At 45.1% G+C, this 21535-nt stretch carries 25 protein-coding genes; all 25 read right to left on the bottom strand.

Going from position 1 to position 21535, the window contains the following annotated elements; all coding sequences use genetic code 11:
• Positions 1 to 12: 12 nt before the first annotated feature.
• Entirely contained in the window at positions 13 to 1278 is a 1266-nt protein-coding gene (locus tag dnm_RS13315) for an ABC transporter substrate-binding protein (protein WP_207683125.1), read from the bottom strand.
• A gap of 12 nt (positions 1279 to 1290) precedes the next feature.
• Positions 1291 to 3228, bottom strand: coding sequence for a methyl-accepting chemotaxis protein (locus tag dnm_RS13310; RefSeq protein ID WP_207683124.1), 1938 nt, complete (start codon positions 3226 to 3228; stop codon positions 1291 to 1293).
• A 413-nt stretch (positions 3229 to 3641) separates the two neighbouring features.
• On the bottom strand, positions 3642 to 5297 hold the full coding sequence (locus dnm_RS13305) for a SpoVR family protein (protein WP_207683123.1): 1656 nt from the start codon (positions 5295 to 5297) through the stop codon (positions 3642 to 3644).
• Between the two features lie 97 nt (positions 5298 to 5394).
• A complete protein-coding gene (locus tag dnm_RS13300) occupies positions 5395 to 6777 on the bottom strand; it encodes a DUF444 family protein (RefSeq protein ID WP_207683122.1) in 1383 nt (460 codons plus the stop codon).
• A 322-nt stretch (positions 6778 to 7099) separates the two neighbouring features.
• On the bottom strand, positions 7100 to 7300 hold the full coding sequence (locus dnm_RS13295; protein ID WP_207683121.1) for a hypothetical protein: 201 nt from the start codon (positions 7298 to 7300) through the stop codon (positions 7100 to 7102).
• A gap of 163 nt (positions 7301 to 7463) precedes the next feature.
• Positions 7464 to 7649 (bottom strand): Txe/YoeB family addiction module toxin, encoded by a 186-nt coding sequence (locus dnm_RS31610; RefSeq protein WP_353740345.1) that lies wholly within the window; start codon positions 7647 to 7649, stop codon positions 7464 to 7466.
• Positions 7582 to 7860 (bottom strand): type II toxin-antitoxin system Phd/YefM family antitoxin, encoded by a 279-nt coding sequence (locus tag dnm_RS13285; RefSeq protein WP_207683119.1) that lies wholly within the window; start codon positions 7858 to 7860, stop codon positions 7582 to 7584. The genes dnm_RS31610 and dnm_RS13285 overlap by 68 nt, the downstream gene beginning before the upstream one ends.
• Positions 7829 to 8290, bottom strand: coding sequence for a hypothetical protein (locus tag dnm_RS13280; protein WP_207683118.1), 462 nt, complete (start codon positions 8288 to 8290; stop codon positions 7829 to 7831). Before dnm_RS13280 ends, dnm_RS13285 begins: the two co-directional genes overlap by 32 nt.
• Entirely contained in the window at positions 8287 to 8766 is a 480-nt protein-coding gene (locus dnm_RS13275; RefSeq protein WP_207683117.1) for a helix-turn-helix domain-containing protein, read from the bottom strand. The genes dnm_RS13280 and dnm_RS13275 overlap by 4 nt, the downstream gene beginning before the upstream one ends.
• 13 nt (positions 8767 to 8779) lie before the next feature.
• Entirely contained in the window at positions 8780 to 9064 is a 285-nt protein-coding gene (locus dnm_RS13270) for a type II toxin-antitoxin system HigB family toxin (protein WP_207683116.1), read from the bottom strand.
• Positions 9065 to 9147: 83 nt separating this feature from the next.
• A complete protein-coding gene (locus dnm_RS13265; RefSeq protein ID WP_207683115.1) occupies positions 9148 to 9648 on the bottom strand; it encodes a SitI3 family protein in 501 nt (166 codons plus the stop codon).
• A gap of 244 nt (positions 9649 to 9892) precedes the next feature.
• Positions 9893 to 10312, bottom strand: a complete 420-nt coding sequence (locus dnm_RS13260; protein ID WP_207683114.1) for a CdiA C-terminal domain-containing protein — start codon at positions 10310 to 10312, stop codon at positions 9893 to 9895.
• Between the two features lie 345 nt (positions 10313 to 10657).
• The gene (locus dnm_RS13255) at positions 10658 to 11062 is read right to left on the bottom strand and encodes a type II toxin-antitoxin system VapC family toxin (protein WP_207683113.1); all 405 of its coding nucleotides are present in this window, start codon (positions 11060 to 11062) and stop codon (positions 10658 to 10660) included.
• Complete coding sequence (locus dnm_RS13250) at positions 11059 to 11301, bottom strand: hypothetical protein (protein ID WP_207683112.1); 243 nt, start codon at positions 11299 to 11301, stop codon at positions 11059 to 11061. The genes dnm_RS13255 and dnm_RS13250 overlap by 4 nt, the downstream gene beginning before the upstream one ends.
• 123 nt (positions 11302 to 11424) lie before the next feature.
• The gene (locus dnm_RS13245; RefSeq protein ID WP_207683111.1) at positions 11425 to 11730 is read right to left on the bottom strand and encodes a HigA family addiction module antitoxin; all 306 of its coding nucleotides are present in this window, start codon (positions 11728 to 11730) and stop codon (positions 11425 to 11427) included.
• Between the two features lie 8 nt (positions 11731 to 11738).
• A complete protein-coding gene (locus tag dnm_RS13240; protein WP_207683110.1) occupies positions 11739 to 12017 on the bottom strand; it encodes a type II toxin-antitoxin system RelE/ParE family toxin in 279 nt (92 codons plus the stop codon).
• 219 nt (positions 12018 to 12236) lie between these two features.
• Complete coding sequence (locus dnm_RS13235) at positions 12237 to 12575, bottom strand: helix-turn-helix domain-containing transcriptional regulator (RefSeq protein WP_207683109.1); 339 nt, start codon at positions 12573 to 12575, stop codon at positions 12237 to 12239.
• A 2-nt stretch (positions 12576 to 12577) separates the two neighbouring features.
• Positions 12578 to 12916 (bottom strand): type II toxin-antitoxin system RelE/ParE family toxin, encoded by a 339-nt coding sequence (locus dnm_RS13230; RefSeq protein WP_246556311.1) that lies wholly within the window; start codon positions 12914 to 12916, stop codon positions 12578 to 12580.
• 177 nt (positions 12917 to 13093) lie between these two features.
• Positions 13094 to 15781 (bottom strand): cohesin domain-containing protein, encoded by a 2688-nt coding sequence (locus tag dnm_RS13225; RefSeq protein WP_207683108.1) that lies wholly within the window; start codon positions 15779 to 15781, stop codon positions 13094 to 13096.
• Between the two features lie 49 nt (positions 15782 to 15830).
• Positions 15831 to 17468, bottom strand: coding sequence for a hypothetical protein (locus tag dnm_RS13220; RefSeq protein WP_207678195.1), 1638 nt, complete (start codon positions 17466 to 17468; stop codon positions 15831 to 15833).
• 152 nt (positions 17469 to 17620) lie between these two features.
• Positions 17621 to 17842 carry a cohesin domain-containing protein gene (locus dnm_RS13215; RefSeq protein ID WP_207683107.1) on the bottom strand — a complete coding sequence of 74 codons (222 nt, stop codon included), beginning with the start codon at positions 17840 to 17842 and terminating at the stop codon, positions 17621 to 17623.
• A 77-nt stretch (positions 17843 to 17919) separates the two neighbouring features.
• Positions 17920 to 18189: a type II toxin-antitoxin system RelE family toxin gene (locus dnm_RS13210; protein ID WP_207683106.1), complete on the bottom strand. Its 270-nt coding sequence runs from the start codon at positions 18187 to 18189 to the stop codon at positions 17920 to 17922.
• A complete protein-coding gene (locus dnm_RS13205; protein WP_207683105.1) occupies positions 18173 to 18454 on the bottom strand; it encodes a hypothetical protein in 282 nt (93 codons plus the stop codon). The genes dnm_RS13210 and dnm_RS13205 overlap by 17 nt, the downstream gene beginning before the upstream one ends.
• A 374-nt stretch (positions 18455 to 18828) precedes the next feature.
• Complete coding sequence (locus tag dnm_RS13200; RefSeq protein ID WP_207683104.1) at positions 18829 to 21066, bottom strand: CHAP domain-containing protein; 2238 nt, start codon at positions 21064 to 21066, stop codon at positions 18829 to 18831.
• 110 nt (positions 21067 to 21176) lie between these two features.
• Positions 21177 to 21308, bottom strand: a complete 132-nt coding sequence (locus dnm_RS31265) for a hypothetical protein (protein ID WP_276571885.1) — start codon at positions 21306 to 21308, stop codon at positions 21177 to 21179.
• Positions 21309 to 21535 lie beyond the last annotated feature (227 nt).

The raw sequence follows: 21535 nt of genomic DNA, 5'->3' as shown, positions 1-21535 counted from the left end.
CTGTTTTTCTTTTCATTCAAGGGTTCCTTTTATCTCATCTACGGATATCCAATCCCCCGCGTCCACAAATTTTCCATTCTTTGCCTTGACAATGCGCGCATAATTCAGGAAAAAAGGCTTATCAGAATTCCTGACCTCTATGGAAGGGGCCAGTTCTGAAGGATTAAACGCTCTGAAATGGTGCAGCTCATTTCGAATCATCTCTCCTGATTGAATAACTTTTTCATATCCGTTCTTCTCCAATGCTCTTTTTATCGCTGTTTCCAATACAAGTGCGCCCAGACATCCGTTTGCGTAGTTCAATAGGAGTTCCTCAGATGTTCTGCCTGCCCATTTTGCAATTTTTTTAATTTTTCTCATGCCCGGGACATCTTTATCAAGCGATACCGTATGAACTTCGCCGTGAAATCCTTCCACGGCCTTTGGAACGGATTTAAAAATACTCTCATCCCATGCGCTTATGTTGCAGATAACAATGACTTTTTCAGGATCAATACCCATACGCCGCATCTCCTTTGCCAGTAAAACAGCCTGAGACAATACGCCCATGAGAATGAGACAATCCGCGTTTTTCTCAAACACAAGCCGTGTAAGCGGTAAGGAGATATCTGTAGCCCTCGGAGAGATAAATTCAATTCCAGCGAGTCTGCCGCCGATGCTTTCAACATAAGCATCTGTAAGACCAGGTTTCTCAAGCACCCGCCACGAGGGCAGATTTAACGATATAATACCGATTTTTGGCTGTCCCTGACCGTGCCATTTTTTTTTGACAAACCATTTTATCATCGGCGTCGCAGCTTCAGCAATTGTGGGTAAAAATGTCCAGTAATACTGGGGGCTGGGTCTGAATCCCGCGGGACTCGCGTATGCATACCATGAAAGATAGGGAATTTTATCCCGTGAGGCGAGCGCGGCACAAGCCTCTCCCGGAGTGCTTCCAAAACCAATAATAGCTCTGACACCTCGGGATTTCAGGCGTGCGTAAGCCATTGCCGATTTTACCGCGTTATACTGATTATCTTCTGAGATCACCTTTATCCTGATCCTTTTGTTTTTACCGCTTTCAGGGTCTTTGAATTCGATTCCGCCATGATTTGCGGTCCAATTCAGATAATCTGTCATTCCATTTGAAACATGCTCTCCCACCGAAGCAAGGGCTCCCGTAAAAGTTCCTGAAACGCCCAGGGTCAGGATTTTCTCATCTGAACCAGTATCTGCGAATACGAAATCCGAGAATAAAACAGCCAAAAGCCACAGAATGATTGTTTTTTTCCACATAAATATCTCCTCTTAACGAATTAAATTTGAAGAACAACACCTGATTCCTCTTTTTCCTGATTCCCCTCTTCGCGCCTGCTGACCTGACGAAGCAATTCCCACCACAGCAGCCAGTTCATCCACCATCTGCTTCATTTTCTCAGTCTGAGTGTTCATTATGACAGCGGTGCTGCTGGACTCTTCCGCACTTGCAGCATTATTCTGGGTGGCTGTGTCAGTATTGGCCACCGCGATTGTTATCTGTTCAATGGCGTAAGTTTGTTCTTTTAGTATTTCCGCCATATTTTTTATGAATTCACCCATCTGTACATTATTTTTGATTGTGGTCTTAAACGCATCCCTGGTTTTTTGCACCAATCCAGAACCCGTATGAATATCTGCCACAGTCTTCTCAATCAGTATCTGAGTATCTTTTGCTGCTTTGGCAGAGCGCATTGCCAAATTGCGTACTTCATCAGCCACCACTGCGAAACCGGCCCCGGCCTCACCGGCCCTGGCAGCCTCAATGGCCGCGTTCAAAGCCAGCAGATTGGTTTGAAAGGCAACTTCATCAATTGTCTTGATAATCTTGCTAATTTCTCCTCCGCTTGAACGCATATTGCCCATGGCCGCAATTGTTTCTTCCATGAACGCATTGGCTGATTTTGAAGCTGTCTTTGTTTCTTGTCGCAGCGCATCAGCCTGATTCGCGTAGCTCGCGTTCGTCTTAATCCGCTGAGACATATTGTTCAATGTTGAAGATGTTTCAGTCATGCTCGCAGATTGTTTAAAAGAATTTGTTGCCAGTTGCTGACTCGCGTCTGATATCTCAGCCGAGACTGAGGACACCCGTTCAGATATCTGAGCCAGTTTTTCTGCGATAATCTGGATCCGTCTGCCTAAAGAATTGGCAAACAGGAACGTAATGGGAATAAAGAGCAGGATACACCCCGCGGAAACCAGACTCATCAATTTAATCATCTGCCATGTGTTGGCCTCTGAGATATTTTTTGAATAGAGACATACAAGCGCGGCTATGCATGCGGACTCAGAATAGAAAGGTAAAATGCCCTGGAAGTAATTTTTGTCATTCAGGCTCATGTCATTGAATATAATCTCCTGCCCGGCCATATGCCATTGCCCTTTTTGTTCCCCAAACACGCTGAGATCATAAGTTTTGTATTGTTTAAGAGAGCCGACGCTGAAACCTTTCCGCGTGAAAATGTTGACAAAGGCTCCGGTCAGTCCGGACATCTTTCTGACAAACGCACTGTCAAGTTTCATGGCTGCTGTAAGCAGACCGAACTGTTTTGGCTCTGTGTTTCCAATATCCGCATTATAAACCTCTCCTATGATCGGAATATAAGAGACCAGACACAGAAAATTATCAATGACTTCAAAGCGAACCTCCTCCTGTGTCGGTATGTCTTTGCCAAATTCAGATCTGATGTCCGGAAAGGACTTTTGCAATTTCCAGGAATTTTCAGTTAACTTTGTTCCGCTTCTGAGGCTCGCGACTTCATAGGTCACATTGGGAAGGAAATGCAGATATCCCATGCGGACATCATCGTTTTCAGCAATAAAAAAAGCTGTGAGCCCACCCTCGATATCATAAACAGCAGTTCTCCACACATCCGCGTTCAGGGCGATTTTATAGATGCCCACGGATATGGTTTCATATGCCAACTTCGTGATAGAGTACTCAACTTCGGCTTTGCTCTCTCCGATATACCTGATATTTGAAGCGATATCGTTTGCTGTAGCCATCTGACGGGAATAGGATAAGAAATCCGCTTGCTCTTCTGATATCTCCTCGACAATAACGTTTAATGATTTTTTCAATATATCATGGGATGTTTCCCGATTCTGTTTTCTTACGATGACGGAGATCACAAAACTAGAAAGAGACATTGCTATAATCAGCATTGAAAGTGCGCCGAGTGTGAGTTTGGTCTTTAGCTGTATTTTCATTATGAAAGACTTTCCTTTGATCACCCTCGATGATCAGACTTTCGGCTCCGGAGTGCCAAAGTCAGACTTTGGCAACCTGGCAGCGAAACTCTGCCTTCTGGCTCCTATAGGCTTTAAGAAAAAGAGTGTCCGGAGTGCCAAACTTGCAGTTTGGCGGAAGCGTCCCGTTTCCGGGTTTCGGAAATATCGCCAAACTGCAAGTTTGGCACTCCGGACTGACAGACATTTTCTTAAAATCTGTATTTGCCGGGTTGAATTTACTATTTTTCTCCAAGCCGGATACGGAAAATAAGACCAAACATAGGGATACTGAAAAGACAATTCCAATATATTTTTTTCATACAAGAACCTCCCTGCAAAAAGAATTTGAGACTTTCCAAGTTTCGGAAACCTTGAAAGTCTCAAATTTCCTTTTATATGTTTCTTTTAGAAAGCTTTCGTTTCTCCATTGTATAGAGAACCCGCTGCCATTTTATTTCCGGCTGCCCTTGCCCCTCCTGCGCGGATATCGGGGAAGCGATAAACCCTGCTCCGCGTACAGACGGCTGGGAAACAGAGACCACTTCGCTTGTTTCCAGTTTGACCGGCGCTCCCCACAGATATTCTATGCCCATCATGGTGTTGGCAATAAATTCACTCACCAGAGGCTTTTCCTCAAAATGATGCACGAGATAAAGGGTACCGCCGGCACTTTTTTGAGAATCAACTTCAATATGAGGCGGATGATACAGAGAATCCAGCAGCATTTGGCGATAATCTTCCGCTTTCCGGCTCTTCACATAATATTCCCATACCATTCTCGCCTGGTTCAGCCTCTGGCCTGCCACGAACAGCTTATTGCCCGTAACAAAATCCTGATCAACAAAAGTATTGACAAACATGAAGTCATTGAAATTTTCACGAATCTTAAAAATAAAGTCCTGTCCCTGTCCTGCTTTTCCGTCAAACTGCTTCCGCTCATCCGTATCCAAAAGCTTTCGGAATTCAAAAGAATATTTCCCCTTGTCCGCCAAATCCTCAATATAGTAAAACATCCGCATTCCCAGGGCATAAGGGTTGAGTCCGACCCGGGGCATGGAGGTGACATTTGCATTGACCCGGGCAAAATCCACCTCATGCCCCCTGATGCGGTCATCCTGCAAAAAAAGGGTTTCATGCCAATAACTGGCCCATCCCTCATTCATAATTTTGGTCCGGATTTGCGGCTGGAAGAATAAAGAGGTTTTTCTTACCAAATGCATCACCGACTTCATCCATTTGTTCTCCTCTTTATTTAAAAAAATCGAGTTCTCCATCAGGAATTGGAGGATATCTGTTTTGGTCTCGGTTTTCTTTTCAAGGCTTTTCTTGAAGAGGGCTTCAAATTCAGGATGCTTGGTCTCCACTTCCGAAAAAAAGGAATGTTCTCCCATGTCTCCGTATTGCTTCAGGCAGTCATTATACCGTTCAATTTCTTTGATATATTCACTGACGATTACTTTTTTCTCAGACTGGAGGAACACATCAAAATAGAAGTCCAGACGTTTTGAGCGGTTTGTCGTGGGCGGACGATTTAACCGAGAAAGTTCGGTATAATATCCCACGAGATTATCAATGCCCCGGGAAAATTCAATAACATAATCCACCCATCTGCCTTTTTCCGATCTGAGCTTGGCAACCAGCCGCTTGTCTGAAAGTGCCTGACCCGTGAAGTCGTAGTCCCAGGTATGGCGGAAATACAGGTTGTTCTGGAAAAAATCAATATGCCCCAGAACATGATAAAAAATCATCACATTCAGCCAGTCCGGGTTGTTATCATTGTAGAAAGAGATGGCAGGACGGGTGTTAATGACAGTTTCATACGGATTACCAGGATAAAGTTCATATTTTCCTTTCTCTTTAAGGACTTCCACATCGTGAACCCAGTAATCATAAAGCGTCGGAATCATCACCTTTGGTGACAGCTCCAGCATATCCCGGTTCGTCACAATATATTCCAACGTCTCGTTCTGAAAGCGCAATCCGGACTCCCGGGCCCTCTCCTTGCATCCTTCCATGATTTTCTTTGTATGTTGGTCAATCAGTTCCATTTTCTTATCCTTAAAATTTGTGAAACTCGAAACTCGAAACTCGAAATCTTTCTCAAGCTATTCAATTTTCAATTCTCAATTTTCAATTCTCAATTTTCTAGGAGATAAGTTTCTTAATTCCCTCAATCAGACGCGGTTCGTCAGCATCCTTCCGCATGACATCAAGTCGTATTAAATTCGGCTGCTCTGTGAGCAGGCCGGATTTTTTAAGGTATCTCTCAACTTCAGTACCGCTGCCCGGGCCTATGCCGTGTTCAGCAATGGTCACACCGACTCTGTTGGCGTAAGCCAGCATCTTTTTTATTTCCGGAACGGTTTCTTTGCCCTCCGTATCCCAGTCATCCCCGTCTGTGCCGTGAAACACATAAATATTGTAATCCTGGATCAGATTTTCCTTTTCCACAATTTGGTTGACCAGACGGAAAGCAGACGCGACTTTTGTGCCGCCTGCGACTTTGGAGTTGTAGTAGGTATAAAAATCAGGAACTTCATTTGCCTCGGTATCATGGAGAACAAAGCGGGTTTCCACCTGTTTTTCATACTGGTACAACAGCCAACTGTAGATCAGAACATGCTGAGATACCACAAGCTCGGTGGGTTTCCCTCTCATGGAACCGGAGTAATCTCTCAGAAAAAAGACCATGGCCTGGGACTCGTAATCCTTTTCACGGGAAAGGATTCGATAAATTTTGTCGCTGGGTGAAATTAGGAATTTGGTCGGATCAATATCGTCAACATCATCCAGATTCCCCAGGCTGATATTGGTTTCGACGATTTCTCGCAGCGTGGCTTTTTTATCAAGAATCTGACCAAACCCTCGGTGTCTGTCTGTCATGTCATAAGTGTAACGAGTAAGGGATCGCTTTTTTCCCTTGTCCTTGAGGTTGGGGAGTTCAAACTTCTCAGTGAGGATTTTTCCAAGATCATACGCACTGGATTCCATTTCGTGGGGACCGCCCTGGCCTTCGCCAGGTCCTGTTCCCGAGCCTTCGGGCGAATGGACCGGCTGTTCACCGATGACCTCCCCTTCCTCGCCCTCTCCTGATCCGCCTGATCCGCCGCCTTCTTCCGGGGACCGGATTGAGTCATGAATGAATTTTTCCTCAACTGTGGTGGGAACAACAACAACTTTGTCCTTTCCTCCTTTTCCGGGCTTGACCAGTCGGCCCACCCGTATCTTTCTCGGAAATCCGTCCTGCTCTCTTTGCTTGTCCTGTTCCAGCAGCTCATCTATGGACCGGAGACAGGTGGTATAAGTCACCGGAGGCGGCGGCATTGACTGCAATACGGAAAAATCATCATATTCGTAAAAACTGTCAGGTTGCTGACGGAAGGTTTTGTTTTTTACATCTGGTTCCGCGGTATCAGGAATCTCATGAGAATCCTCATTATATAACTCTGAAAGGATGATATCTTCCTGTTCCGGGGTCAGTCCTCTTTCCCTGAGTTCATTATAATATTTTCGGAGTTCAGAATTCATGGCTTTCCTCCTTCTTTAAACTTAAATTTTATTCAAAAATTTTCCCCAAGGGAAAAAATTGAAAACTGGTAAGGAATTTCCCAAAAAATAATCTACTCGAAATGTAGGGTGGGTGCAGCGAAGCGAAACCCACCGTCCGCGCTGTCTGGTGGGTTACGCTTCGCTGCACCCACCCTACATTCTCCTGAACCGTGTATATTATTTATTTCGAGTTCCCTAACTGAAAAAATCTTCGCACACCTTTTCGCTGAAAAATACTTTGTTAAAGAAAACTGTCCTGTCAGCAGGCGGGAAGCTTCGGCAGATTCGATTTGTAAGGCTTTCATTTCACCCTTGCCTCGACTTTCGCAAGAATACGCTCCAATTCTGTAAGTGTTTTGTTTTCAAGCTCGTCCCGGGAATAGCCGGAGTGTCCGGGCAGAGGCCGGGCCATCAGTATCTGGCCTATAAGTACGCCCTTTCCTATTCCGATAATCTCTCCCTTTTGCATACCGATACGTTCGGCAGTTGTGATATATTGCATTTTCTGTTTCTCCCTGAATTTTATAATTTCATGGTGATAGGCAGTCTCCAAATCTTCCGGCAGCCTCATACTCCAGTCAATGAAGCGGTACAGGCTGATGATGTCAGGTTTGCACAAGCCCTGCCAGATGCCCTCAGTTTTCGGGGAGATTTGGCAATCCCCATCATTTCACTCCGTCATAATGGGATTTGCAGGAAACAATTTCAACCTGTTTTTCTTTTGAATAAACAACATAAACCAGACGATCTTCGTGTGAAACCCGGCGTGACCAGACTTCTCTCTCAAAATGCTTCAGTTTTTCCGGTTTGCCTGTGCCTTTCCGGGGATTTTCCCCGGATCTTCCCCGCATCATGATCTTCAAAAGACCGGAGCAGGGCTTTCAGAGCTGCTTTGTCTGTCAACAGCAGCATTGTCTCCCTGTAGGTTTCCCATTCATCCATTGAAATGAGAACAACATTTCCGTTTTCACGGGTCAGAATAATCTGTTCGTAGTCCCCGGCAACGGATTCACATCGCTCGGATAATCGTTCACAGGCTTCCGGTACGCTTATTGTCTGCATTATTTTCTCCCTTAATTTTCAAAATATTATTCACTCCCGAATAATAAGTCCCCATGATTTCTATGAAACATTCATTAGGTTCGCCCCGATATCCTGTAGAATAATGGATAGGCCATGTTCCCAGGAAAACTCTGGCTCCGGACACTGAATTGCCATTAGTATCTGATACAAATACGAATATGGGGAGAAGATAAGCAGTATTATCATTGACAGAAAGTAGTGTGGATCCCTGTCCTATCGTTACAGCGCTATCGGTGGTTTTGGCATCCATTTCCACGTTGCCAGCATCTGAAATATTGATCGGAACGGCAATGGAACCATCGGAACTTCCTGCAACATCGCCCGGACTGATTTCCAATGCCCCTGCCGATCCTGTAAAAAACAAAGCGGCAATCATCATGCTGACAATCATAAGATACGTCTTTTTCATTTGTTGATTTTTCTTCGTCGTTTGTCTGATTTATGAAATGATAACACCGTCGCACTTTCTCTAAAAAACAGATTCACAGGAAGCCCGTACATGTCATGCAACTGTCTTAGCTGCTCCAGAGTAATCTCACGCTGCCCGGCCAACACTTCTGAAACCTGCACGGTATGACCGAATATCGGAGCGAGATCATCCGCTTCCAGCCCGTTTCGCTCCATGAAGCGTTCCAATATTTCTCCTGGCGAAACATCTCCCGTGTCAATATTCGCAACCTCCTGAAAATGAGTCAGCTCATACTGATCGAGCATCTCACCCAGATAATCCATAAGCGTCTCAAGACTGCCTCCCTCCTCTGTTTCCTGTTCCAACTGGTCAAGGCGGGCCTGGAGAAGTCTGTAGTCCTCCGCAGACCGGGGAGGGGTAAGAAAATTTGCAACGACAGGCCAGGCTGTCTTTACCTCGTCTAATAATAATGTCATAATATTTTCCCTCCTATTTCCACTCATTTTTATCATACTCGGCATGGGTGAGAACACTGATAACAAATACCTTCTGAGAGTGGTAATTGATACGGGTTGTCAGTCTGTAATTATTCCCGCCGATATTGAAGGCGGTTCGTCTTCCCACCTTGTCCGCGTGGGGATATAATGAACGGATTTCCTCTATGTTTCCGAACTGTCCTTTTTTCATTTCCTGAAACCATTGAAGCAGGGATGACTTTGCTGTCGGATGAGTCTTATAAAAATCTGTTAAGCGTTTTTTTGAAATGATATGCATTGTTTCCTCGACTAAGCCAGCTGCAATAACTTCCCTCTGATACTGTGGTCATGCTGCTCCCCGGGGAATATTCGGAATCGGAGTTATACCGAACAGGCATTCATCTGATCCGGCTGATATTGATAAGGCAAATTGAAGAGAGACAATTTTGCATCAGCCCAGAACTCAGAATCATCACTGAAAATTAATTTTCCCGAAATTCTTTGAAAAAGAACTTCATCATCATCCCGTGACAATATCATGTCACCCTCAAAATGTGACATCAGCCAGAAAACCACTTTCAGCATCATGTCAAGCCCTTTATCATATTGTTTGAACTTATCAATTCTGAATGAAACGCAGACATCAGGATAAAAATTTTTGAAGACAGATGCTTCATCATCTTCTCTGAATATACTGATACTCACTCCGTGCGCCGCCAGAATACCTGAATTCTGAAAGATTTCAAGCGAAAACGCTGATGTCAGCAATTCCCGGATATGATCCGGTGAAATTACATTATTGATATTTTCGATTGTTAAATAGAAATCTGATGCCATGACTTCGTACTCCTTAAAAATTTTCGGATAAATGCTCTGTTTCAAAAATAATGTCCGAGCTCCTTCCCCTTACTTCTTAATCTTTTCCGCTCGGAATCGACTAAGAGGGTGTTTGAAAAGTAATTCCTAATGCCGCCGGGCAAGTAAAAAAAGAGGCAAAAGCCGTTCCTGAAACCGTTTTTAAGAGAGATGTCTCTGAAAAATATAGCTGCGGCACAGGGTTATGATCTTTATCTCTTATGATTACACATATTCTTTACTTTTCAAACACCCTCTAAGGGTAAGCGCATTAAGGATATATCTGAATAATGCGACTTCCTTTGATGCCAATCACTTCCTGCAAATTTTTTATGGGTTTCCGAGACAGCACCTCGGTTATATCATTCGGTACGAACAGACTGTCATCAAGATTTAATACGATTCTGTCGGCCTGACCACTTCGTACCTTTCTTGAGATGCCTTTCCGTATCTGATCTATGTTATTCGATTTGGGAGACAGGCAGTCAAAGTATCGGCCCTCTATTTTGTAGTCAGGATTTTTTCCATTCGGAAGCATTCCAGGATTCTGTTCCACAATGTAGCCTTTTTCAGCGAGTATGTCAGCAGCCTGATTCTCTCTCATATGAGTATGTTTCTGACCGCCTCTCTCCGGAGACTTGGCTCCTTTTGCTTTTCCTTGTTTTTTTCCTGTCAGTGAGGTCTTAACCATTCATTTTTTTCCATAGAACTAAGTATTTCTGATGAAAATTCTTCAGTTTCAGCAGATCGCAAAGTCTCCCGAAATGCTCCCGGGGATTGGCAAATCCGCCGGGAATGTCCGGGATTTGTCAATCCCGGACGAGCGGGAACACGGATTTCCGATGATTTTTCGATCTGCCGAGTTTTGGTGCAAATCAGTTTCTCATCCCCGCAACAATTTGGAAAATATAAAAACCGCTTCTTCCAATCCGATCCTCCGGTCATTGCTGACATCCGCACTGGTGTAAAGCGTATATCCGGTCATTCGTTCGACTGAATCACGCCAAAGCCTGCCAAAGCCCTTATGTATTTCTTTTTACCAGATGACCTCAATTTCGGACAAATTGCTTATGGCTGAATCCCGACTCAGCAACGGCAAATCCAGAGCAAGTGCTGTGGCTGCGATAATGCGATCCGGCATATCCGGGACTACAGAGCGAGATATCTGGCGCATACTGCTGACTACAGAAAAATCAAGCGGCGCAAGTTCATAATTCACACTGTTTGTCCCTATAAAGTTCAAAACAGCACTAAGCAGGTTTCCCGGAATACGCCTTTTTTCCGCAAGATAGATCATTTCAACCGGAACAATAGTCGGAATGACCGCTGTTGCCGCACCTCCGTCTATCTGGGAGAATATTTGCCGTACCCTGGCGGACAGATTCGGGAGATTCTGAAGATGCCAGATCAGGGCATGGCTGTCTGTGACATAACGGTTCATATTTCATTTTCTCCGAATTTTCCCCACATCTCATGACGGGCTTCTGCAATATCCTCTGCTGTGATTTCAGGAGTGTCTGCCCATAATCCGCCCAGTCTGACAATTTGCCTCTGCGTGTTGGCCCTTCCGAATTTTGACTGCAAAAATGTTGTAAATTCAGCTAATAATCTCAGGCTGTCTGTTGGAAGAAAGTCAAGCGAAGAGATAATCTCCGCTTTCAAAGCTTGTTGTTCCTGCATTTTGTTTTCTCCTTTCTTAATATCTGTTGCCTCATCTAATTCCTGTCCCCGACAATCAACGCTCCCTCATTCCCGCAACAACCTGCAAAATATACACCGCCTCTTCCAGCCTGATCTTCTAATTTAAGATAACTCAGCCAATCGGAGAGGAAACAACTTCCTGACTTTCACCTTGCCCATGCGCTGTTCCGCCTGCCACAGATCATACTGGGCCTGCTGATTCATCCAGCTTTCCGCTGTCGTATCAAAAGCTGCGGAAAGGCGGATGGCCATTTCCGGAGTTACAGCGATATGTCCGTCTAAAAGGTCGGATAACGTCTCAGAGTTTATCCCCAGCGCTTCGGCCGCTTCCGCAACACTTAATCCCAAAGGGTCAAAGCATAAAGATTTCAGAATTTTCCCCGGATGCGGGGGACTGTGCATCATCATAATTCACCTCAGTGGTAATCATCATAATTTACATTAAAAGCATTTTTTCCTGAAAAAGTAAAGGTCACCCGCCAGTTGCCGCTTACCTTCACTGACCATGTACCTTTCCTGTCACTGCTTAACTCATGCAAAACCAGCCCTGGAAGATTCATGTCTTCGGGGGAGGTCGAGGCGTTCAGACGAGCTAAGATAAGATGCGGACGTTCAGCATGTTTGGCCTGAATGCCTGCTTTTGTTCCCCGAACAAAGAAGCGTTCCAAGCCTTTATGTCTGAATTTCTTAATCATAAGCTCTACCGACTGTCCAATTCTCTAAAATTTAAAATTAGGTTCTTACCATACTCAGCAGATGAAAAATGTTCCCGAGTCGCTCCCGAGAGATTGGCAAATCTCCCGGAAATGCTTGGGGTTTGCCAATCCCAAGCGAGCCATGGTCAGACCTCATCATTTTCGGCAATTTGCCGGGATATTTCATCTTGATGGGCTTCTTATTTTCCCTCACTTTTGTCAGGTTATTTGTTGATGTTGAGGAACGGAACGGACCTCTATGTTTATGTTGAGATTTCGCCGTAATACGCTTATAATACGGGTTAAATTGTTCATTGTCGGGTTTCCGCCGGCAGACAACATGCGATACAGACTCTTGCTCGGTTTGTCAGTTTCAAGGGCAAGTTTTTCAAATCCCACCGTCGTATTCACCAGATCTCTTAATATGAGTCTTGCGGTGACCGCCTCACCATTAAGAAAAAGAGATATGGCCTCATCAAGTAATGCCGCGGCAAATGCCGGATCCTGCCGGAGCCGGTTGCTGACTGTTTCCTTATAATCTCTGGTAATTTCAGCCATGTTCATTTCCTCTTACGCTTATCTGTATTTTTTTTGCGTTGTTTATATTCTTCGTACAATTCTTTTGCCCGATCAACATCACGCTGCTGAGTTTTTTTGACTCCGCCGCCAAATAATATGATAAGACGTTTGCCTTCCTGTGCCAGATAAATCCTGTAGCCTGGCCCCCAGTTGATTTTATATTCTCCGATTCCGGCAAACCATTTGATGTTGGAAATATTTCCTAATTCCAATCGAGCTTTGGCGACGGTTATTTTTGCAGCAGCAACTGGCTCTAAGCTGTCAAACCATTTTTGATATGGATTGGAACCGTCCTCTCTGATGTATTCCTGAATCTTCATAACTATAGAATAAGAAGGTAGTTAATTGTTGTCAAACATGGACGTTATCTGTGTACAGGACAAAAAAGAAATCCATTTTTTTCTGTCACAAGGTGTGCTTCCCTAAGCTCCGGTCTGGGAACCGACTCTGCCTCACGCTGAAGTATGAGGCAGAGCTTCGTAACGATTTAAAACCAATCAGTTTCTCATCCCCGCAACAACCTGAAAAATATAAACCGCCTCTTCAAGCCCGATCTTCTGATCATCGTTGACATCCGCACTGGTGTAAAGGGTGTCTCCGATCATGCCTGCCAACGCTTTTAAAGCGAGAATGGCATCGCTGAGATCAACGTCTTTATCACGGTCAACATTGCCGAGGCCCGGGGGCTGGCCCACGGTTCTGAGCGAGTCTGCCTCGGAGTTCGCCAGAATCGCTTCTGTAAAGGCAAGGCTCACTGTCCCTGATGCGTCGGAGTCTGTTTCATAGGTGAACTCCAGGATATCTCCGCTGTCAGGAGATATTGCTGCTTCTCCGTCCGCATCGTAAAACAGAACCAGAATTTCCGTATTCGACGGGTCAGTGTCATTCCTTTCAAAACTCGGTTCGGAAAACCCCTCTGTGCGGGATGTGAGATTCACACCTGTAATGGTCAGACCTGTGGCGGCATCATAAACAAAACGAATCTGCCCGGATGCGATGGTGGTCTCGCTTGTCAGCCCGAGCCCGAAAGCGGCTGTCTCATTGGGCTGCAACTGGATATCCGGCAATGTCAGTGTGTTTGTTTTATCAGAATCCCTTGCGGATCGCCTTTTGCCGGAGGAACCCAGGATAATATTGATGATTCGCTGAATGTCACCGATGTCGTGGTTGCCGTCCGCCAAAATATCGCATCCTTCGCAGCTTCCTTTTCCGGTGATGCAGTTGATGCACAACTGAATGTCCTGGATGTTTACTTTCCCGTCACAGTTTATGTCTCCTTCCAGTGAGCAGGCTGATGCCGTTATTTTTCCGGTATCTGTGCAGTCCGAATCAAGTTTTGCAGGAACTTCCGAGGTATCGAATACGACACATTCCGTAAAACTCAGAGCGGATGTGCCGGATGCATCGGAATCAATGTCAAATAACAGTTTAAGAACCTCGCCTGTTCCTGAAGCAATGGATCCTCCTATCCTGAAAAGCAGAACAAGGGCTTCGGAGTCTGCGCCGTTTTCCGTGACTGTCACGGTGGCATCGAATCCCTGTGTTCTTGAGGTAAGCGTGCTGCTGCCGTTGGCGTGAATGCCGGTGCCTGCGTCGTAGCGGAGGCGGAATTCCATGCTGGCGACCGGCTCGTTGTTGTCTAATGAGATTGAAACCGGGATGTTGTTGTCCCCCGGTGCGCCTCCGGCATCGCCCACAAAAAGAGTAACTGATTCGGGCGGGGGCGGTGAGTCTATTTTGTAGATGTAAATTGAACCGGAATCCGTCCCCTTGTCATCATCTAAATAAGCTCCTACGATAGCATACTCGTCTGAAATAGAAACAGAACATCCGAAACGATCTTCCGCCATACCGTCAGTGGCGGTCAGCTTGGTCTGAATCCATCCGTTATCTTCTCGTCTGAAAATGTAAGCTGATCCCTTTTGATTATCCTTATAATACGCACCTGCAATGGCATAATCACCAGAGATGGAGACACCTCTGCCAAACCGGTCGTCTTTCACACCGTCATCGGGAATCAGTTTGTCTTGCTGAATCCAAGTGCCCCCTTCCCGTTGAAAGATATAAGCTGTGCCTGAATCACTGTTTCCGTAAGCACCAACAATGGCATAGTTGCCGGAGACAGAAACCGAACTGCCAAAATAATCACCTCTGACACCATCATCAGAAGTCAGCTTGACAGTTTCTGTCATGTCTGACCAACCTCCTGACGATTTTTCAAAAATATAGGCCGAACCGGAATAACTTCCCTTGTCTCCATAAAAATGAGTGCCTACAATGGCATAATCTCCTGAAATGGAAACAGATTTACCCAAATAAGCTCTTTCTTCCCCATCACTGGCAGTCAGTTTTGCTGTCTCCGTCATGTCTGACCAGCCTGTTGAGGGTTTTTTATAAATATATGCCGAACCAGAACCATTTACTATGTCATCATTTAAGTGAGCACCTACGATGGCGTAATTGCCGGAAATGGAGACAGAGTGGCCGAAGTGATCTCCCGCGTCACCATCGCTGGCGGTCAGCTTGGCTGTCTGAACCCAACTAGTCCCATTTCTTTTGAATATATATGCGGACCCCGAGTTCTTCCCCATATCATCATTATTCGGGTCACTTGCTATGGCGTAATCCCCGGAAATGGAGACAGAACAGCCAAACGCATCATCCTCAGCGCTATCGCTGGAAGTCACCTTGGCTTGCTGAACCCAAGTGCTTCCATCTTGTTTAAAAATGTAAGCTGATCCAGGATTATGATCCTGTTCAGTATCGTTGATTGTGGAGCCTACAATCAGATAATCACCATCAATGGAAACAGAATAACCGAATCCATTTTTTGCCTCCCCATCACTGGCAGTAATCTTTATCTCCCCATCTGGCGGATCGTCAAGCGTAAATATCGCATCCGTAGTTGTCGCCCCTGAAAGCCCATCCTGAAAATCGGATAATGCCAGATTTGAATTCCTCTCCGCACTTCCATTGACTTCAAAATTCAGATTTAAAAACAGGGCGTTTTGTACACCAGAGGCAACAATGGCAGGCTCTCCGTTATCAGAAAAAACATAGCCTGTAATTTTGACCATGCCAGCATCACTCGGATTAATCGTGCCGCTGACATCGGCAAAGTTTTGCGTAAGGGTTCCCGCTTCGTCCGGTTCCACAAAGGTTAATACTGGGGCGTCTAAATTCACTCCGATTTCTTGACTGCTTTTTGGACCATCCCTCTGACCTAAAAAAACTTTATCCGCATGCCGCCTCTGAAATCTTAATTTCCGGGAGCGATTCAGCTCGATTTTCCAACTCGGTCAGGGGGCCGGTTATTTTTTTACAATTACTTGAAATATTTATATTTATAATTTTTTTTGCTCGTTTTTCGGACTCCGGAATAAACTCAGAATTTTCTGCTGTTTTATCCGAGAGTATTTCAAGACTGCCAGGGTTTGCCAGGATTTTACGACGTTGTTTGGTTAAAGAAAATAAAGACTCTGAAAATTCTTGTTGCTCTCTGAGACTGATATTCATGACTCTTCGGGCATCTTCTCTGGTCAGTTCACCACACATGGCGGGCATGCGCAGAGCTATGCGATTGGCGTCTTTTATCTCTCCGGTTCCATGTTGCTTTGAAACTGCGAACAGAGACTCTATATTATCAGAAGTTATTGGCATTCCTATATTTTCTAATTTAAGCTCCTTGGCAATTATGATATGTTTGTCTAACCAATTAGTAAAACCTGTACGCACAGATGATCGCGGAGGAATGGCTTCAAGCAGCTTTTTACTTTCTTCATAAGTTTCCAGGTTAAGCCCCTTAGTTTTAAGTATTTTCTGGCATTCTGAAAGAGTACCTGAGTCGCGAAGAAAACATTCTATAAAATTTCTGCACCTCGGAATCTGATCAATGCCTGCTCGCAGCTTTGAAAGGACGGATCCCTTTGGGGCACGACCTCTCGGAGAATGTCTGAGCAACTGAGCCGCCCAATTCACCAGGCGGCGGAGGTTCATAAATCTTGATTTTGTTGAAACCTTCGGAGGTGCAAGACAGGCAAGAACAGTCTGTTTGAATTTTTTTGAAACTTTACCGACCGCAGAGATAAAGATATCAAACATCGGATGATTCTGATATTCATGTTTTAAAAGATTAGCGACAGTGTGTGATATATCGTCAATGCTGACACTGGGAAGGCCTTGTTCCGCCAAAAGCCTGGTAGCTTTGGCAAGGTCTGTTCCTCCGTCTTTGAGATATGCTACCGGCATTCCCCCGATACCGATAACTTTTTTCAAAAAATCAGCTATGGCCTCACCAGTCCAGGATACTGCTACTGAAACAGCAACGCAGTTTACATCTTTAAGAGTAGGAGCGGTTTCATTCAAATCATGATGGTTAGCATTCAATGACAGCAAAGTAAGAATTTTACCTTTTCCTAAGGCAATACTGATATCTATTATATAAACAAAGCCGTTGGAAAACGGATTGCTGTTAATTTCAGCCCCGCGCAGCGGGACGGCATTTCGGAGTCTTGCTACGGATAATCGGGTGACCCAGTTAATAATTGTCTGAACACATGGGACTTTTGTTATTCCCAAGTAATCAGCAAGAACTCTGAGAACTCTCGGTACCGCTCGGAAACTTATATGAGCAACTATAAAAAGCTTCAAACAAATATAGATAAGTTCTTCTTTGTTGTGAACAGGCTGAGTATTTTTCTGACGTTCTTTTTCCAGTTGTTTTCTGGCTTCATCGGCATCTTTCTTGTATTTATCACGCTCTTTTTTAATACGGCGCTTTTCTTTTTCATGATAACGTGCATTCTTGCCACGTTCAATCGCTTTTTTCTTCCAGTTATCTCTGCTTTTTATCAATTTGGACTTTGAACTCATAATAATCCTCGTAATTTTATTAATATTGACATAATAGTATGGTAAATATGTTAAAATAACAATCAAACTATATATTATCAAGATGAATCTATAATTGATTACATGAAGAGGTCCAAATTGTAGTTAAAAAAATTAAGCCAAAAAGGCTGTTTTTAGACGCCCCAGGTTAATACACTTTCATCAAATTCAATGATAAAGCTGAACGCATCCACAGACATCTCATTTCCCGGATTGGTGATGCGGATGGGAACAGTTACGGACTGCCCCGCACTCCCTGTCACATCGCCCGGGCTCACAGTAATAGCCAACCCGGAACCCGCAAAGGACAAAAAGATAAACATCATACCAAAAATTAAGCAAACAGACTTTTTCATTACCATATTCCTCCTGTTTATTCTTTAACACGTTAAATAAAAACAAAAAACCTTCTTGTGATCTTCAAAAAAAGTTCTTACAGAGACTCATAGTCTGTTTTTTCTTTTTTCCTTACTCTCAATATGCGAAGCCGCTTCATTTCATCATCAATTTCATAAGCGATACGCCAGCGTCCCGCAAGCCATATACGATAAATATCTGGCTTGCCATGTAATTCTTTTGCACGATCAGGTCTGGGATGAATTCCCAATTCACGAATGAGCTGGCGGGCCTGAGTACGAACATATCCGGGCAAAGACCTGATTTCTTTCCGCACCTCCGGGGAAACTTCAATCCGGTAACTCATTCATTGCCTCCTCCTGATCGAGTTCTTCCTCAAAAGCCTCCCAATCCGTCCAGGCATCCGGATTATCCTTATGTTTTCGAAGTACATCAAGGGCATCACGGAGCAGCAATTCATCTCCCTCTGGCTCGTTGGGCCCCTCTTGTTTCCAATCTTCAAGCAGAGAGCGGATCGGATTTTGCAGGAGACGGACAAACTCTTCCCGTATCACACGGCGGATAAGGGTTTCCAATTCCTCTGAATTTACAGAAACAACTGACTGGTTCATGGCAAGCAAAGCTCCTTATTTTTTATTTTCCTGTTTTTGTTGAAATCATAGCAACATTAATATAGGTTATCAGCATATGACCTATATATATATCCCATCGCAACTGAAGATTCATCCAGAAAATCCGGGGAAACACCGAAAAATTTTGCCAGACGCAGATCCATGCAAGGGATGATCCCCCGGTGTCCGCTGACTATTTCGCTGACTTGCCTGTACGGAACACGAATTGCTTCTGCCAGCGACTTAGGGGTCACCTCATGGGAATCAGAAATTCTTCCAGAAGCATTTCTCCCGGACGGGTCGGTGTCCGATGAGTCGGTATGCGGATCATAGTTTCCCCCGAATGACTGTGAGTGATAACTTATTCTGACCTGCTAAAATTCCTTGGACTTTTCATAAATCTCCACTGCATCTCCGGGGGTGACATAATCATCTTCATTATAATCTGCCACGCATCGCTCCTCATCTGTCAATGAAAATTTTTTGGAAAGCTCATACGCTGCAACCGCATCCCCGGGCGTGATACGACCATCGCCATTGACATCGCCTTTGGTACAAGGCGGCGCAGGAACATACTCGCCAGTCACCTGCGTGGTCTGCCCCTCATTGATTACAACAGCTTTGTTATCGGGCTTTTTCCAGCCTGAAATGGTTTTAAACTCCACAGTGTGGGTTTCCACAGACAAATCAGATTCCGTGTAACCGCTGTTTCGCCATGTGCTACCGTCTGCCCGCCATTGTGCGCCCTCAGTTATGGCCTCCTGGGGAGTGATCGTCACTTTCAGCGAGCCTGTGGATATCGGCTTGGGAACAGTTTTAAAACTCCGCACAGATGAGTTATGACTGCCCGCGCATGATTTTCCCGCCCGTACCATCCAATAGTATGTGGTGTCATAACTCAGCCTGCCGGTCGGAACATCCCGATGACTGTAAAACGTGACATAATTGTCAACACAGGCGGAACAGCCTGTGGCAGTGTCGCTCAGATTGCTCAATGTGCTGTAAGACGTGGAAACAAACACCCGGTAACTCTCTGCCCCGTTCACATCCCGCCAGTCCAGCCGCAAAGTCCGGGACTGGTCGGCTGCCCCGTCTGACGGACTGAGCAGAGCCGGCGTGTCAAGCGAACTGCCTCTGGTGGCAAATTCCCGGACAGATGAGTTGTTGCTGCCAGCGCACGAACTTCCCGCACGCACCATCCAGTAATATGTCGTACATTCATCCAAGTATCCGCTCTCGACCGTGTATTCACTTATAAGAGAGATTTCCTTATTGACATCGCAGCAGTAACAGGTCTTGTCCTTGTTACTGAGATTGGTGAGACAGCTTTCGGATTCGGAAACAAACACCCGATACTTGTCCGAACCGGTGACGCTGTCCCAATTCAGCCGGGGAGTTACAGACTGCCCTGCTGCCTCGTCCAGCGGATATGTAAGACTCGGTGTGGCGAGCGCGCTGCCTTTGGTGGTGAATTCCCGGACAGATGAGTTGTGGCTGCCCGCACAGGAATTTCCCGCACGCACCATCCAGTAATATGTCGTACATTCATCCAAATCCCCGCTCCCAACATCGTAATAGCTTGAAAAGACTTCTTTATTGATGACGCAGCAGTCACAAGTCTTGTCCTTGTTGCTGAGGTTGGTGAGACAGCTTTCGGACTCGGAAACGAACACTCGGTATTTCTCTGCCCCGCTCACATCTCCCCAGTCCAGCCGCAAGGTTTCAGACTGCCCGATGGCTCCGTCCGCCGGGCTGCTCAGACTCGGTGTGGCAAGCGAACTGTCTTTGGTGGTAAATTCCCAGATAGCCGAGTTGTCACTGCCGTCTGTGGCGTTTCCTGCCCGAACCATCCAGTAATATGTGGTGCATTCATCCAATATGCCGCTTGGAACATCATAAAAACTGGAATATGAGAGTTCGTTTTCAACACAGCAGTAACAGGTTTTATCTTTATTCGTCAGACTATTAAGACACTCATAAGAATCTGAGATGAACACCCGGTAAACCGTTGCGCCGCTGACATCGTTCCAATCCAGCCGTAAGGTTTCCAACTGACCGATTGCTCCGTCAGAGGGGCTGCTCAGATTCGGCGGGGGCATACCACCTGAATTCAGGGAAATAAAGCCTCCGTCAAAGTGGCTGGCATTGTATGTCTTTGTCCTGTATCCCCCGGAAAAACTGACACCCCACATCATTTCCGTAACTGTGATCTGGCTTCCACTTACGGATTCAACCCAGGCGACATGTCCCAGATAGCTGTTGTCCGAATACGCTTCTCTTACTGCCACAGTTCCGGGAGCAGGTGTGTCGCTCACAGTAAACACGGAACTGCTTTCGGCTTTGTCATTCCAGGTATGTGCATCTCTTGGTGTTTCCCAGTTGTACACAATATCCCGGGCCGCTTCCTCTCCCCATGTGCAACAAATCTTATGCCACGCCCACCATGTGCAGTTTCCTAAATCACAGGGAAAAGGGTTGCTGGCATTGCATTGGCAGTCATCTGTCTGTCCTGCACACTCGTAAACAGCCGAAGCTGTCACAGGATGAAATAAAAACAGAAGAGAAATCACCATAAAAACGAAAGCTCCTGATTTTGAAACTGTTTTTTCCATATCTGTTCCTTTTTTATGAAGTTAACTTATTGATTAATAACGTTATTCAACTTCAAGGTATTTTTAGAATAAAAAACATCTCATCCTGTCAATGAATTGCCGGGCTATTTTCAGTCGTCCCTCCGGGACTGAAAATCGTTCATCCAAAAGGTGTTATCTTTGCCGACCATCTCAAAAACTTTGTTCTCATCCCGCAACTCAAGAATATTTCTAAGCATGTAACTTCCTGAATGGTTTGACATGATCTCTCCTTTGTAATTGAAAATTCATGCGGAACGAGTGCAAAAATTACATTTTTGCAAAGCGAGCGAATCCAAGCCTGAGAAGGGTTAAAAAAACAGCGGAACTGCGATGTTTTCACACAAAAACGGCCCTTATCTCAGAACAAGAAGGGAATGACAGACACTCACGCTTTGCTTCGCTCGCTTTGCAAAAATATAATTTTTGCACTCCTGATATTTTTTATATT

Origin of the sequence: Desulfonema magnum (assembly GCF_017377395.1) — a bacterium.
GTDB lineage: Bacteria > Desulfobacterota > Desulfobacteria > Desulfobacterales > 4be13 > Desulfonema_C > Desulfonema_C magnum.
Note: the sequence above shows the minus strand (reverse complement) of the source record. Positions and strands in the feature narration are given on the sequence as shown.

Bases quoted from the DNA above. Each gene is read 5' to 3' on its own strand.
- dnm_RS13235 (WP_207683109.1), bottom strand. From the start codon at position 12,575: ATGGCTGAAATTACCAGAGATTATAAGGAAACAGTCAGCAACCGGCTC.
- dnm_RS13205 (WP_207683105.1), bottom strand. From the start codon at position 18,454: ATGAACCAGTCAGTTGTTTCTGTAAATTCAGAGGAATTGGAAACCCTT.
- dnm_RS13280 (WP_207683118.1), bottom strand. From the start codon at position 8,290: ATGAAAAAGACGTATCTTATGATTGTCAGCATGATGATTGCCGCTTTG.
- dnm_RS13240 (WP_207683110.1), bottom strand. From the start codon at position 12,017: ATGATTAAGAAATTCAGACATAAAGGCTTGGAACGCTTCTTTGTTCGG.
- dnm_RS31610 (WP_353740345.1), bottom strand. From the start codon at position 7,649: ATGCGGGGAAGATCCGGGGAAAATCCCCGGAAAGGCACAGGCAAACCG.
- dnm_RS13230 (WP_246556311.1), bottom strand. From the start codon at position 12,916: ATGAAGATTCAGGAATACATCAGAGAGGACGGTTCCAATCCATATCAA.
- dnm_RS13250 (WP_207683112.1), bottom strand. From the start codon at position 11,301: ATGCAGGAACAACAAGCTTTGAAAGCGGAGATTATCTCTTCGCTTGAC.
- dnm_RS13260 (WP_207683114.1), bottom strand. From the start codon at position 10,312: ATGGTTAAGACCTCACTGACAGGAAAAAAACAAGGAAAAGCAAAAGGA.
- dnm_RS13285 (WP_207683119.1), bottom strand. From the start codon at position 7,860: ATGCAGACAATAAGCGTACCGGAAGCCTGTGAACGATTATCCGAGCGA.
- dnm_RS13200 (WP_207683104.1), bottom strand. From the start codon at position 21,066: ATGGAAAAAACAGTTTCAAAATCAGGAGCTTTCGTTTTTATGGTGATT.
- dnm_RS13315 (WP_207683125.1), bottom strand. From the start codon at position 1,278: ATGTGGAAAAAAACAATCATTCTGTGGCTTTTGGCTGTTTTATTCTCG.
- dnm_RS13215 (WP_207683107.1), bottom strand. From the start codon at position 17,842: ATGAAAAAGTCTGTTTGCTTAATTTTTGGTATGATGTTTATCTTTTTG.
- dnm_RS13210 (WP_207683106.1), bottom strand. From the start codon at position 18,189: ATGAGTTACCGGATTGAAGTTTCCCCGGAGGTGCGGAAAGAAATCAGG.
- dnm_RS13245 (WP_207683111.1), bottom strand. From the start codon at position 11,730: ATGATGATGCACAGTCCCCCGCATCCGGGGAAAATTCTGAAATCTTTA.
- dnm_RS13310 (WP_207683124.1), bottom strand. From the start codon at position 3,228: ATGAAAATACAGCTAAAGACCAAACTCACACTCGGCGCACTTTCAATG.
- dnm_RS13305 (WP_207683123.1), bottom strand. From the start codon at position 5,297: ATGGAACTGATTGACCAACATACAAAGAAAATCATGGAAGGATGCAAG.
- dnm_RS31265 (WP_276571885.1), bottom strand. From the start codon at position 21,308: ATGTCAAACCATTCAGGAAGTTACATGCTTAGAAATATTCTTGAGTTG.
- dnm_RS13300 (WP_207683122.1), bottom strand. From the start codon at position 6,777: ATGAATTCTGAACTCCGAAAATATTATAATGAACTCAGGGAAAGAGGA.
- dnm_RS13295 (WP_207683121.1), bottom strand. From the start codon at position 7,300: ATGCAATATATCACAACTGCCGAACGTATCGGTATGCAAAAGGGAGAG.
- dnm_RS13220 (WP_207678195.1), bottom strand. From the start codon at position 17,468: ATGAGTTCAAAGTCCAAATTGATAAAAAGCAGAGATAACTGGAAGAAA.
- dnm_RS13275 (WP_207683117.1), bottom strand. From the start codon at position 8,766: ATGACATTATTATTAGACGAGGTAAAGACAGCCTGGCCTGTCGTTGCA.
- dnm_RS13255 (WP_207683113.1), bottom strand. From the start codon at position 11,062: ATGAACCGTTATGTCACAGACAGCCATGCCCTGATCTGGCATCTTCAG.
- dnm_RS13270 (WP_207683116.1), bottom strand. From the start codon at position 9,064: ATGCATATCATTTCAAAAAAACGCTTAACAGATTTTTATAAGACTCAT.